This is a genomic window from Pantoea sp. BS_8, from assembly GCF_041954965.1.
GTDB classification, from domain to species: Bacteria; Pseudomonadota; Gammaproteobacteria; order Enterobacterales; family Enterobacteriaceae; genus Pantoea; species Pantoea stewartii.
This window is the reverse complement of sequence record NZ_JAVAXU010000002.1, coordinates 529,648-542,654: the sequence shown is the minus strand read 5'-3', so window position 1 is coordinate 542,654 and position 13,007 is coordinate 529,648. Positions and strand designations below refer to the sequence as shown.

Genomic DNA, 13,007 nt, shown 5'->3' with positions numbered 1-13,007 from the left:
GCTTATGATGCCAGACAGAGAAATGAAGGGAAGACGTAATGATTTGGTTAATAATCGCCACTTTAGTTGTCGTGTTTGTTATAGGCTTCCAGCTGCTGACCGCCGGTTCACGCCATGCCGCGCAGGCGCTCAGTAAGCGTCTACAACTCCCGCCGGTTCACATCGAATCCATGCTTTCCCTGATGGGAAAGGAGGCGGCAAAAGAGTTTACCGACTACATCAGCGGTGATAATGAAGCACATCTGAATAATGGTGCGGCAGTGCTGGTAATCTGGCAGGTGATGATTGTCGATGGCAGCGATGAAAATCTCTGGCGCTGGCACGGCGCACTCAGCCGGGCAGGCTTTACCGCGACGATTTCCCGCCAGCAGTTGTTGCTGGCGTTGGGCTTTTTGCGCCAGCTGGAACCGGATAGTCATGAGCTTAATGCGCTACGCGAGCAGTATAATACGCGCGTGACTCAGCAAGGCGTTGAGCTGGAAGGTGAAACCGCCGAGGTGAGTAACCTGGTGTCGCTGAGCGCCTGGCGAGACAAACATTAGCGAAAATTGGTCATTACCTGGGCACTCACCGCGTCGGCGCGGCAAAAACGTTGACGTAACAGCGTTCAACCGTATAATTCGACCCAACCTCTCCGCGCCCTTAGCTCAGCTGGATAGAGCACCGGCCTTCTAAGCCGTAGGTCACAGGTTCGAATCCTGTAGGGCGCGCCACTTTCTCTTCTGTTTGCATCCTTTAAAGTCTACTTTACCCTTAAAAATCAGAATATAACTCTTTTAACTGGTCCATTTCGGTCCAGGGTCACCTATTGCGTTCTTATCCAATATGGGGGCACGATAGGGGGCATCGACAGGTTCAATGGAAATGATGCCCCCAAATGAAGCTAACAGCCCGACAAATCGACTCTGCGAAGCCAAAAGAAAAGTCATACAAACTTTCCGATGGTGGTGGTATGTATCTTGATATATCTCTAAACGGAGCCAAAAGCTAAAGACTGCAAGCGGTTATGGTCCGAACTTCTTACTGAAAATTCAGACGGACAAGCGCATCTTTGGTATATAACTTTGACATGCATGGAGCAAAATTAACTAAATGACTGGTCTAAAGGCTTGCCATACGTAGAAAAGTAATTTGATTTTCTTTTCCTGTTCCCGTAATTGTTCATAACAATACCTTTCTTTAACCATGGTTAACAGGTCTTAAAGTAACCTGAGTCTATCAAGAAAAAAGCCCTATCGAAACAGATAGCGGGTAAGGAACGTCTGGAATCGAGGTGATAAAAATTGAGTGGTAATGGCTCTCATTTTGCCCTTTGTATCAAGTGATTTAGGACACCCATTACTCCTTTCAAATTATTTATTCAGCATTCTGGTTTATATAAAAAAAGATCAATGTCAGATGCTGGAGCATATTTTCAGCATCGAAAATTGGTTATGTAACCAATTTATTCTCACTTTAAAGTTGCTGATATAAAACTTTAATGAGTCTACATCAGATTTCGTAAAATAATTGAATTTTATTATTCTGAGTTGACGGTTTGATGACGCATAAAAGCTTCAGGCTAAAATTTTAGGCCCCAAAAGGTGTTTTGTTGTGTAGTTCACCAGTAAAGTTTATACCCTTAACAACTGAGTCAGATACCGATATATATAAGAGGCTGGTTGACTCACTTAAGGAAATTAAACCATGATGAAAACGTTGAAAGCCTCTATCTTAACTGCTTCTGTAATAGCATCTTTTTCAGCTATGGCAGATTGGCAACCCTATAAAACTGTTTCTTTAGATGGATATAATAATACGGTTCCCGGTGGGAATCTTTATTACGAAACTAATGTGGCTTCTGGAGTCTATCGTTTCCGTGTTGATTCAGCTTCGGTAGGGATTGATTATGCCACTGGACAAGCAGGAAATACAAACTCAAAATCTGCCGCATTAAGAACTTACGATCGTACAACAACTGCAGATAAAACCGCCTCTGTAAGCTATTATGGTTTAAACAATGATGGGCTTCAATCTTCATCTCTTATCCATGCTTTTCCCCAGGGCGGCGGGTTTGACTTGTATTTAGAAGACTGGCAACGTGCGGATGATTCTGGCTCTGTTAATGTGATTATTGAAAAGTGGCAGAATTAATTTTTCGGTAAATTTTTATTAAAATCAAGCGCTCTTTATTTTTCTATAACTTATATAGGGCGCTGTTTTTTTCAACTCACGTTAATGTAAAAATCGTATCGAAGATATGTCTGATAGCCTCGTAAGTGTAAATATTCAAAGAAAATTACAGAAAGAGGCTGGAATAGATTTTTTTCTCAAGATATAACTGAGAATTTATTGAATTGCCATAGGTTTTTACAGACATCTTAGTGTTATTTAATATGAGTTAAGATATATGTCCATGAATGGTAAGTGTTATCCTAAAATGTTTGAAGTTTAAGCGGCCAAACAGGTCGTTGATTGCACTCATTCTGTTTCCATGGTAGTAGCATGTCTCTATATCGTCACGCATACTTTTAATGCCTGGATAAAGAAGCACGGTCTTAATTCTTCGTTTAATAATGTACAGCAAGAAGCTAAGGCCGAGAGCCCCTGACTCCAGAAGTAACGGAAATGGGTTATCGATAAACGGTACATGATAAAGTTATGCAGTGTACTTCGTGAATTTGCCCGACAGAGAATTAGCTCCTGTCCATGACAATACGCTTTACTGGGCTGTTCGTCTTTTCTGTCAGATAATGGATGCTCATCGCAGTGACTTTTAAATCTTCCTTCACTATATAACGGGAGTCTATACCCAGAGAGAATTTTAAAAGCGCAGGCTTTTTATTTGCGAGGATTTAACTTCACATCTGATTTTTGTATGTTAATTTATCTATCGATAAATAATTGATTTGAATGTTATTTTTTTAATAATTAATGACGGTTTGAAGGTTGCGCATTGAAAAAGGCTGGCTGTTGCATTTGATGCGATTTGCTACAGACATACTGTCTTCGCCATCATTTTGTCATATTTTTAAGTTCATACTCACTAGTGCGGTGTTGAACTACCAATACTGCTGAAAAAATGGCTTCGTTGGCAAGGAATGACAGCTGATTGCTATCCACAGCACCCTGGAAGAGCATTTTTAGCGCCTGATGCAAAGCAAAATGGTGCTGTCTAATAAGCGTTTTACACTTACCACACCATACTTAACGATAATGTTAGTATTTTTTCAGCTTTTTAAGCGCTGCGCTAAGAAAAAGACATGCATTAATTATGCTTTATAAGCTGACATGCAGTACCCTTGGAATTAATCACGTAACGTTCATAGTGAAATTGATTAAGCTTGTTGCCGTATTTAGCACTGGAAACACTATTGCGCTGGTTCACGATTTTTTTCTTATTGCTACAAGGTATACCCATTCAGAACTCGCTAGCGGATATAGGGTTATCGGGGTTGTGACAGATGTCAGTGAGCCACCTCGCAGTTAAACTCGATGACGGAGAAAAACATAATGCAGCCATTAAAGAGTGAGAACCGGCCAAAACTGACCCCCGCAATGCTGTTACTGCCATTCGACATTTTAATGCTGTCTCAGCGTTTCGCTAAAACGGGTCACAATAAGCACGTATCAAAAGACCGTAATTTACTCGCTTCAATCAGAATGTCTCCGCGAGTGATAAACGTGGTGCTTTGTGTCGTTCTGCTACTGCTTACGGGCTGTACCGGCACGCTGAACTGAGATGTATAAGGATTTTGACGGGTCAGGCAGCACTATACCCGGTTTTACTGGAGGGATTTCCAGCGCTATTCAAAAAGCAAGCCGTGAAAAAACACCTACTGACTGTCGTTGCGTGTATAAAAACGCGGTTAGCGTCTCGATCGTTAAGACCGCAGTCAGCAGGCAAAGAACAGAATTACTCTGGGTCGGAGACCGAAGCGGAAGGCTTCAGTTTAACGACAAAGTGTTCTTTTTTTAGAATTTTTGCCCCTTTATCACACCAGTGATCGGTGAATCTGAAAAACTCATCCGTGGTCAATTCAAAACACAACTCAACATTCTTAGCCAGTCCTTTGGACAGTAATTCATTAGCCTGTTCTAAAGAGTGGGCTTTTGTCGTTTTCATGTAACAACTCCAGTGCGTTTAAGAAGAGCGTGTATAACCCCTCAGAGAACCTATCACAGGATGATGACAATTATACGACGATGTAAAACATACGTGGGTCCGGCGGAAGAGAATTCAGTGAAACCAGGAGAAGGGGTGAACTGGCACCAGGTGCTGTACGTGGAAGGGCAGATCGGCTCAGCTTGCAGCGCAGCATACTCGGTTAGTATCAATTTTTCTGATGGTTTTATTCTTTCCGGGGGCAGGGAATCAGTCTGAAGGCGTTTGGAAACGACGTGCTTGCAGAGCATAATGCTGCTCAGGTGTTTGTGTGGTTAATTAAAGGTGATGAACAAAAAACTCAAGCGCAATCCGAAGTTAGCTTGAGAGGGTTCTCGCTTATGCATCTGATTACAAAGTGATAAAGCTCACTTTGCTATCCTTTAGTATAGTTTTTTTTGATCTAAAGTCTAGTTGTTATGAAGCGGGTTAAGGTTCAATATAATTTATGATTTAAAAAAGAAACCCCCACACCACCAGTGGCCTCGGAAACCTCAAGGGTTGATGTGAGGGTGGCTAACACAGCCAACACCAGGGAATACTCCGCGCTCATCATACACTTTTTATAAGAAATAGATAAATTTTTTTGAATGGTTATCAGCCCTGCTCGTTACAGGGCTTTTTTTCGTTTAAGCGTCTCATAATGCTTCTTAGTCAATGGGCGACTTGCCTCGCTCTGGCTCATATCTGCACCTTTTCAGAAAGGCGTTAGATCCTGTGATCGTATTGCGGCACAGGGCACTTAGAGACGTTCGTCTTTAGGTCCGAATAATAGGTGATTTAATGGTGCCTCAGCTGACTTATTGAGGGGAACATTTCGTGCATTTCGTGCTTTCTTTAAACGGAAACACTATGCCAGATGCTTCTGCTTTAGTGACGCGTTTAACACATCTATCATGATCAGATCCCGTAATTGAACCGGACCCATAAGTCATTATTCCGTTCTTTACATTCATCTTTTTAGATTTGGTGGTGGCTCCTCATCAGTTCTTATCCTCAATGTCAGTCTGGGCTAAGCGTTTAAACTCAAAGCGCAGAATGTTTATTTCTCGTTTACTTCCGCTTCTTTATCTTATTAACAGTGAATTTTTTGTAAGCTCGGAGCTCCGGATGTTCAAATCCTCGCACTAATAAGCGCTTATAAACTTCAAAAAGTGCTGAGCGGATAAAGGGATTCAGCATTTTGCTTAAGAAGCACATTTTGCATCTTTATTGGGCCGTTTCTGTAAAGATTTTTGCGAACAGACATAGAGCTTATACACCGTATTTTTACTCTAAAAGTCGGTAAGACAAGCGAGTAACGCGTGAACACAAAACATTTTCAGGTTATTTTTCCTGCAACACGGGCCGCTGCCCCGGATGCATTTATACCTCTGACATCCACAGACAGCAGCGATACTCGCACGCAGCGTATTACGACTCTCTTTCCTCTTGCGCAGCAAATTCCCTTATTTTTATGCTTTATTATTTTTAGCTGCTGGTTATTACCAGGATTGGTAGGACATGAACCCTGGAAGCCTGACGAAGCTTATACATTTGGGTTAATTCGCCACATCGCGCAGACCGGTGACTGGGTAGTGCCTACGCTGGCAGGTGAGCCTTTTATGGAAAAGCCGCCGCTCTATTTTGTGGTGGCGTCGTTTTTCCTTCGGTTGTTCAGTCCGTTATTAGGCGAGCCGGATGCAGCGCGTCTGACTACGGGCTTCTTCATCCTGATCGCCTGTTACGCTATTGCACTATCTGCCAGAGAGTTACTGGGTAAGGGCGCCGGACGCTGGGCTGTTCTTATTCTCTTTGCCTGCGTCGGTTTTCCCATTCGGGCGCACCAGATGATTACCGATACGGCTTTGCTGGCGGGCGGTGCCATCGGCATTTATGGTTTCGTGTTGGGGATTCGACGCCATGTTGCTGGCGGCATTGTACTGGGCGTGGGCGCTGCCGTTATGTTTCTCTCAAAGGGGCTACTGGGTCCCGGGATTCTGGGAGTAACGGCGATGGGGTTACCGTTGCTCAATACTGAATTTCGCAACAGGCGCTACGTCATCTTTTGTGCCATTGCTTTTTTGGTTTTTTGCCCGCTGGTCGCGCCCTGGCTTTACGCGCTCTGGATGCGTTCAGAAAAACTGTTTTCAACCTGGCTTATGGTGAATAACTTTGGCCGATTTGACGGTACCGCCAGACTGGGTCCGAAAGCGAAGCCGTTCTTTTATCTTAAATTGCTTCCGTGGTATGCATTTCCAGCGCTTCCTATGGCGGTATGGTGGTTATGGCGCAGCGGGGCAAACGGCATTAGCCCGGCAGTCAAAGTCCTGTTGACGTTTTTTGTGGCAGGTTTTGCTACATTGTCTGCCGCCGCAGATGCACGCGAACTCTATGCCATGCCGTTGTTGCTGCCACTGGCAATATTAGCGGCGGGGGCGTGTCAACGAAAAGCGGAGTGGGCTGAAAAATTGCGGCCCTGGTCTCTGGGCCTGTTTTGTCTGCTTCCTGCGGTGATGTGGGGCGCGGGGATTATACTGATAACCGGTTGGCCTGTCCCGTTATGGAATAAGTGGGTGGCGCCAGGCGCACCTGGATTTATGCCTGAGTTCCATCCGCTTATGTTTAGCGTGGCACTGCTGGTTACCCTGATGATGAGTGGCATCGTATTTTGCCATCGGGCAGCGCGACAAAGCCCCTTATATATCTTCACCAGTTGTATAACCCTGTGCTGGGTGTTGGCCATGACGCTTGGCATGCCTTATCTGGATTATACGAAGCGTTATTCAGACGTCTTTATCCCGATGCGAGCCTGGCTGCCTAAAGATGAGTGCGTAGCCAGTCGGCACCTTGGCGAGCCACAGCGCGCGTTACTGGAGTATTACGACGGCTTAGTCACGCTAAGGGAAGGAAAGCACAGAGGTGCCTTTCGCTGTCACTGGCTTCTGGTACAGCACGATAAAAAGCATCCGCAGGAATTTGTGGATGGCACGCTTGTCTGGCAGGGAGAAAGACCAGCAGATAAAGAAGAAAGCTATCAACTTTATCGGCTTGATGGCCAGGACATTTTTTCTTTAGCGCCAACGGTGCCTGGGATAGTCTCACAGGCACAGTGATATCACCTACGGCATCCTGTTACGTTTGTCTCAGGGAAGGGACAGATGTACCTCGTTTTCCTTAGGTGCCCAGTCTCTGTCTGAAAACTCATCAAGGGGATAAGAGACATTTCGCAGTCCCTGCGTGCCCAGAAAGTTTCTGACGCCTTCCTGTAGATTGCCATCGCGAAACAGTTCTGCGATAACAAAAAGTGCATCAGAAAGTGAAAGGGTTCTGATTTGTGCCGGTAACCAGTTCGTGCGCGTAAAGATCAAATGATAAAGCGCTTCTTCGCCGGATAACGGGAAATAACGCGTGCCAAATTGTTTACGATGTTTATCCAAAATGATTTCAAGAATAAATATCTGCGCGGTGCGTTGTTTCACCTGGTTAACCATCAGATTATCGGAATGGCTCATATCCAGCGTTGAGGCATCATTGTTCTGCTTAACGCGCGTTTCGATAGCATTCCAGAGGTTGTCATACTGATTCATAGCTTGCCTTGTCTGAAGTTAACGTTTTCATAACAAAGTTAGCAGAAGTCAGACGCAGGGCAAAGATCGCTGACCTGAACATCGCAGGCCTTCCGTTAAAATTTTCAGGTCGTTGCACGTTCAGATACCGCTTAGCGCTGTGACTCTGCAACGAAGAGATAATGCAGAGCCGGTAGAGGGCGTTATGATATTGACCAAAATGGCCACGAATGGCCATATCGTGGATTTCCCGCGCAGCTAATGGATGACACCGGATGTCGTCAGGCAAAGGGCACAAAAAGCAACGCTGAATGCAGCAAAACCAACCAGACCTATTACGACGAAACCGAAATTTCTCATATCGACCTCCACCGTGTCCACATGGCACCTTACAATCATAAGTCTGGTGGGAAAATAAGTATATACTGTAAAAAAAGACATAGAAAATGGCATTGAGAGGGAGTAGATTTCATTCTTAACAGCTTAATGATTTATTGTTAATCATCTATTTTACTGATTTCGGCACGTGTTTTTTGTCCCGGGTGTGATATTAACTTTTATTTTGTAATGCGGTTGTTTTATTAGTGAGGGGGCATTATTTTAATTAGTGCTGGTTTTATCTTTTTTTAGTTGATAATTTTAATTGAAATGGATGTCAGGGATGGATTTTATGATGAAGTAAACGATTACTCTGCAGGCTTCAGCTTACCTGCTAAAAAAGTCAGGCATTTTATTTATACTTTTAAAAATAGCAAACCCAGCCTGGTGGCTGGCTTTGTTTTTTAATCACACATTTCATCTGTAGAATATATAATTTCAATTTTCAGGAGATTTTCTTTGAAATAAAAAATCAAGATTATCATGCTTTATTACTCTTCACAGAAATACAGATGGATTTCTCTGAGGAGCAAAAAAACAACCCAATTCAGGCTCACCGTGATGTAAGGTGCGTCTGCCCGGGCGGTCGTCATGCCGTACATTCTCACGCACTTCCTGACTGTGGCAGATTTCCCGAGGCAGGCGATAACGGGTAAATTCACTGACCAGTTACTGATTAAAGCGAATGGTGTTGACGTGGCGGGAGCTGTGATGCAGCCACGTGAGCTGCTGTTCTCCTGGCAGGGTAAGGTGAATGAGGTTGCCGGGTGGATCCCGTCATAGCAGATTAGCGCGCGTATTAAAATGTCCGCGCAGCGTACGGCCAAGGCGATCGGTCAGGATGATCAGTAAGCCCAGCGTGTTATCGGCCGGCGCACTTCGTCTGCCAGCGGATCGTGTCATACGCTGAGTTGTCAATTTAAGTTCCAGTGCAGTATTTCGCAGTTGTCGCGCGCATCTGGCAACACAGGTGTGAATGCCAGAATGATTTTGATTAGGGAAGCAGGACGGCTTCATGAAGAGACCGTCCTGGGTTCTTTAGCCGTGCGGGCCACCGCCCGGACCACCACCGGGTCCGCCGCCCGGTCCCATATGCCCTGGGCCGCCACCGCCCGGTCCCCAGAACGGCCAGACACAGCCCGACAGCGCCGAGACGCTGGCTAACGCAATCACTAACAGGATGACTTTTTTCATACAGGCTCCAGATTGATATCCCATTACTCTATCAATTTGGCTGTGTCGAGGTGTGAAGCGGGTTAAAAAGGGTTGCTGGCATAGCGTAAAAGTTCTGTTAATCGCAACGGGGCAGACGGCACAGCCCGTTTGTCGTTTTGCATCAAAACTGTGCAGTGATAACGCTTTTTACCACCTGACCTTTGGCAGACTGGCGCAGTACAGCGTCTCGCCTCTGGCCCATAAATTGCAGCAGTGCTGGCGCAAAGTCGCATAATAATTTATCCAACAGGAGTCAGACGAATGCCAGTAAGCCGTTCATATGTTGCCCATTTGTGTGGGTCGGTAATTTTTTCAGGGCTGCTATCCTCCTTTCCCGCCATAGGGGCAAATGTGCCAACGGGAGTAACGCTGGCTCCCTTACAGGAAATTGTGCGCGGTAATGGTGCTGAACCTGCCACACTGGACGTCGAAAAAGCGGAAACGAATGATGCTTTTTCAATTCTTAACGATCTGTTTGAGGGGCTGGTGCAGACCACGCCCGACGGTAAGGTGGTGCCCGGGCTGGCAGCCTCATGGGAAACGGCGGATAACAAAGTCTGGACCTTTCACCTTCGCCCGGATCTGACCTGGTCCGATGGATCGCCGCTGACCGCACAGGACGTTGTATTTAGCTGGCGTCGTCTCACCGATCCCAAAACGGCTTCGCCTTATGCCTCTTTTGCCAGCTATGCCCACATCCTCAATGCGGATGCGGTAACGGGCGGAAAAAGCCCGACTGACAGTTTGGGGGTTAAGGCACTGGACGACCATACTGTTCAGGTCACGCTCGATCAGCCGGTATCGTATTTTTTGCAGTTTGTCGCTCATCCTTCCCTGTTCCCGATTAGCGAAAATAATGTCAAAAAGTTTGGAGAAACCTGGACACGGCCCGGCAATATGGTCAGCAGCGGAGCGTTTAAGCTGGACCAGTGGGTGGTAAATGAAAAAATTACGCTCGTCCGTAACGATCGCTATTGGGATAACGCACATACGGTAATTAACAAGGTCACTTTTTTACCGATCAACGATGTATCCGCAGAGCTTAATCGCTATCTTGCGGGCGGCATTACCATCACGGACAACATTCCAGCCGTTGACTTTTCTCGTATGAAAAAAGAACGGCCAAAAGAGGTGCGCAGTACACCGATATACAGCGTGTTCTATTTCCAAATCAATAACCGCAAGCCGCCCTTTACGGATGTGCGTGTGCGGCAGGCGCTCAACCTGGCGCTGGATAAAACCATTATCGCTGATAAAGTCATCGGTATGGGCCAGCAACCGGCCTGGGCTATGCTGCCCTTATCTATGGGGGAGGTGACGCTCAAGGCACCAGCATGGGCGGGCTGGACGCAGGAACAACGGGTGAAAAAAGCCCAAGCGCTGCTCAGTGAAGCCGGTTATTCCGCCAGCCATCCTTTAACTTTTACTCTGCTCTACAACACCAATCAGGATAATCAACGTATCGCGATCGCTGCCGCGTCGATGTGGGGGAAAGTGCTGGGCGCCCGGGTCACTCTGCAAAACCAGGAGTGGAAAACCATGGTGGATAATATGCATCAGGGGCAGTTTGATCTGGTGCGCTATACCTGGGGCGCCGATTACAGCGAACCGTCTACTTTCCTTAACACCTATCGTACCGGCGATAGTCAAAATACGGCGGGTTATGCCAGCCCGGCGTTTGATGCCGCTGTAAAAGCCGCAGGCATGGATACCAGCCCGGATGCCGTGACCCGGGATTATCAAAAAGCCAGCGATATTATTGCTAATGATACGCCAGTCATTCCGGTCTTTTACGGCGCTCTGAATCAGATGGTCAGTCCAAAAGTAGGCGGCTACGCGCCGTCGCATTTGCGTTTCTACTATACCAAAGACCTGTATCTGGTTAAGTAACGTAGTCTTTGCGTCTGATGTTCTCAGCACAACGAAAATGTCCGGGGTCGCTCATCGACCCCGGCGAATGTAAGCGACATGAAGATAGTGAAGGTGACAGCCCGGTCCCGCACATACTGAAAACCATAACAGCATGTCCGATATTCACTGTTGGTCAGTGCAATGTTTATACAAATGAAAAAAGCCCGGCATCCGGGCTGGTGGTGATACGATAAAGAGGGCGGATTGCTGCCCTCAGGCGAAAAACGTTGAGTAACCGTCTCGCCGCGCCATGATAATCAGACCCGGAAGGTTTCCACCATGCCCCGAAGCGCATGGGCCTGAACTGACAGGGACTGTGACGCGGAAGAAGACTCTTCTACCAGTGCTGCGTTATTCTGCGTCACGCTGTCCATCTGGCTGACCGCTACGCTGACCTGAGAAATACCCTGCATTTGTTCTGAAGAGGCCAGCGACAGGTTGTCCATTGCGCTGGCAAGCTCTCCGACCATGCCGACAATCTTCATGATGCTTTCGCCCGTGCCTGACGCCACTGCAACACCGCTTTCAACCTGGCTTACGGCCTGTTCAATTAACGTTTTGATATCGCGGGCTGCGGTAGCGCTGCGCTGCGCCAGCGTTCGGACTTCGCCCGCCACCACGGCAAAACCGCGTCCGCCTTCTCCGGCGCGTGCCGCTTCCACTGCCGCGTTGAGCGCCAGAATATTGGTCTGAAAAGCGATGCTTTCGATTACCGCGGTGATGTCCCGCACTTTGGTCGCGCTGATAGCAATCGCGTTCATGGTATCCGACATGCGATTCATATCCGTTTCGCCGGAACGGGCAAGTCGGGCGGTTTCGCGCGCGGATTCAGCCGTCTGCTGCGCACCAGCGCTGTTGCTTTTCACCGTGGCTGTGAGTTGCTCCATGCTGGCGGCAGTTTCCTGCAGCGCGGCGGCCTGCTGCTCGGTGCGTGAGGACAGTTCGGTATTGCCCTGGGAAATTTCATCGGCGGCCTGAGCAACAGTAGTGGAGGCATGTTTAATCTGCGACACCAGGCCGCGCAGGTTTGCCTGCATGGTATCCAGAGAAGCGAGCAGACTGCTCCTGTCGTGGCGGCGTAACGTAACGGACGTAGTCAGATCACCCGCCGCAATCGCGGCGGCCAGCTGCTGGGCCTGAGCCGGCTCTCCACCCAACTGCGCCATCAGTTTCCTGCTCATTAATACACAGATCACGGCGCCAGAAATCAGGGACGCCAGAACCAGAAAAATAAAGATCTTAATGATGCGGCTGACAGAGTCATTGCTTTTCTCTGCCGTTTGCTCTGCAAAGGCCCGCTGCATCTCGGTCAGTTCATTAAGGCTGCCAATAAGGATTTGCTGGGGCGGGCGGACAACATTGGTCAGATAGTCCGCCAGTCCGGTCAGTTGCCGCTGTCTGCCCATTGTGGCCGCTGTCGCCAGGGTGGTAAGCGCGGCGTTTTCATTTTCCTGCACTTTTTTAAGCAGACCGAGCTCTTCGGGGTTTTTGTTGATTTCAATCAGCGAGGCCAGTTCAGCGCGCTTTTGTGTATAAACGGCCTTCTGGCCCTCGAAACGGCCCCATTCATTCTCGATGGCTTTGGGATCAGAAAACAGGGCCATGTTCCTGACTTCGACCAGCATATTTCGCAGAGCCGTTCCCGCATCATTCGCCAGCGTGACTTTTTTCAGATTAGTGTTGACGATTTCGTTGATATTTTTTCGGGCTTCAAGCAGATGATTCAGTGCAACCCCAGAGCTAATGACGAAAAACAACATTAAAAAAGCAAATCCAGCAGATAATCGCGTCGATACTTTCATTTTTCACCC

The 13,007-nt window shown here is 47.3% G+C and carries 10 protein-coding genes, 1 tRNA gene and 1 pseudogene; 7 read left to right on the top strand and 5 right to left on the bottom strand.

Annotated features, from left to right (window positions below; translation table 11 throughout):
* Window positions 1–38: 38 nt before the first annotated feature.
* The 4 genes and pseudogenes from RAC65_RS08015 to RAC65_RS08000 all read left to right on the top strand — a co-directional run bounded on the left by RAC65_RS08015 (window position 39) and on the right by RAC65_RS08000 (window position 2,133).
* Window positions 39–542 (top strand): DUF1198 family protein, encoded by a 504-nt coding sequence (locus RAC65_RS08015; protein WP_054634384.1) that lies wholly within the window; start codon window positions 39–41, stop codon window positions 540–542.
* Window positions 543–636: 94 nt separating this feature from the next.
* Window positions 637–713, top strand: a tRNA-Arg gene (locus RAC65_RS08010).
* Window positions 714–877: 164 nt separating this feature from the next.
* A pseudogene (locus RAC65_RS08005) lies at window positions 878–985 on the top strand (Arm DNA-binding domain-containing protein); the annotation flags it as partial.
* A gap of 701 nt (window positions 986–1,686) precedes the next feature.
* Window positions 1,687–2,133 (top strand): hypothetical protein, encoded by a 447-nt coding sequence (locus RAC65_RS08000; RefSeq protein WP_375096558.1) that lies wholly within the window; start codon window positions 1,687–1,689, stop codon window positions 2,131–2,133.
* Between the two features lie 1,762 nt (window positions 2,134–3,895).
* Here the strand turns inward: RAC65_RS08000 and RAC65_RS07995 are convergent.
* Window positions 3,896–4,105 (bottom strand): hypothetical protein, encoded by a 210-nt coding sequence (locus RAC65_RS07995; RefSeq protein WP_033738740.1) that lies wholly within the window; start codon window positions 4,103–4,105, stop codon window positions 3,896–3,898.
* A 1,532-nt stretch (window positions 4,106–5,637) separates the two neighbouring features.
* Here RAC65_RS07995 and RAC65_RS07990 point away from each other — a divergent pair.
* Window positions 5,638–7,239 carry an ArnT family glycosyltransferase gene (locus RAC65_RS07990; protein ID WP_375096557.1) on the top strand — a complete coding sequence of 534 codons (1,602 nt, stop codon included), beginning with the start codon at window positions 5,638–5,640 and terminating at the stop codon, window positions 7,237–7,239.
* A 30-nt stretch (window positions 7,240–7,269) separates the two neighbouring features.
* Here RAC65_RS07990 and RAC65_RS07985 read toward each other — a convergent pair whose 3' ends face one another.
* Window positions 7,270–7,713: a hypothetical protein gene (locus tag RAC65_RS07985; protein ID WP_039342951.1), complete on the bottom strand. Its 444-nt coding sequence runs from the start codon at window positions 7,711–7,713 to the stop codon at window positions 7,270–7,272.
* 948 nt (window positions 7,714–8,661) lie between these two features.
* Between RAC65_RS07985 and RAC65_RS07980 the strand changes: the two genes are divergently transcribed.
* Complete coding sequence (locus RAC65_RS07980) at window positions 8,662–8,853, top strand: hypothetical protein (protein WP_164483039.1); 192 nt, start codon at window positions 8,662–8,664, stop codon at window positions 8,851–8,853.
* Here the strand turns inward: RAC65_RS07980 and RAC65_RS07975 are convergent.
* Both RAC65_RS07975 and RAC65_RS07970 read right to left on the bottom strand, forming a co-directional pair.
* A complete protein-coding gene (locus RAC65_RS07975; RefSeq protein ID WP_375096556.1) occupies window positions 8,848–8,988 on the bottom strand; it encodes a hypothetical protein in 141 nt (46 codons plus the stop codon). The two genes, RAC65_RS07980 and RAC65_RS07975, sit on opposite strands and share 6 nt — an antisense overlap.
* Before the next feature lie 120 nt (window positions 8,989–9,108).
* Entirely contained in the window at window positions 9,109–9,264 is a 156-nt protein-coding gene (locus RAC65_RS07970) for a hypothetical protein (RefSeq protein WP_164483040.1), read from the bottom strand.
* Window positions 9,265–9,546: 282 nt separating this feature from the next.
* Between RAC65_RS07970 and RAC65_RS07965 the strand changes: the two genes are divergently transcribed.
* Complete coding sequence (locus tag RAC65_RS07965) at window positions 9,547–11,175, top strand: ABC transporter substrate-binding protein (RefSeq protein ID WP_375096555.1); 1,629 nt, start codon at window positions 9,547–9,549, stop codon at window positions 11,173–11,175.
* 278 nt (window positions 11,176–11,453) lie between these two features.
* Here the strand turns inward: RAC65_RS07965 and RAC65_RS07960 are convergent, their stop codons facing one another.
* Window positions 11,454–12,998, bottom strand: a complete 1,545-nt coding sequence (locus tag RAC65_RS07960; RefSeq protein ID WP_033738753.1) for a methyl-accepting chemotaxis protein — start codon at window positions 12,996–12,998, stop codon at window positions 11,454–11,456.
* Window positions 12,999–13,007 lie beyond the last annotated feature (9 nt).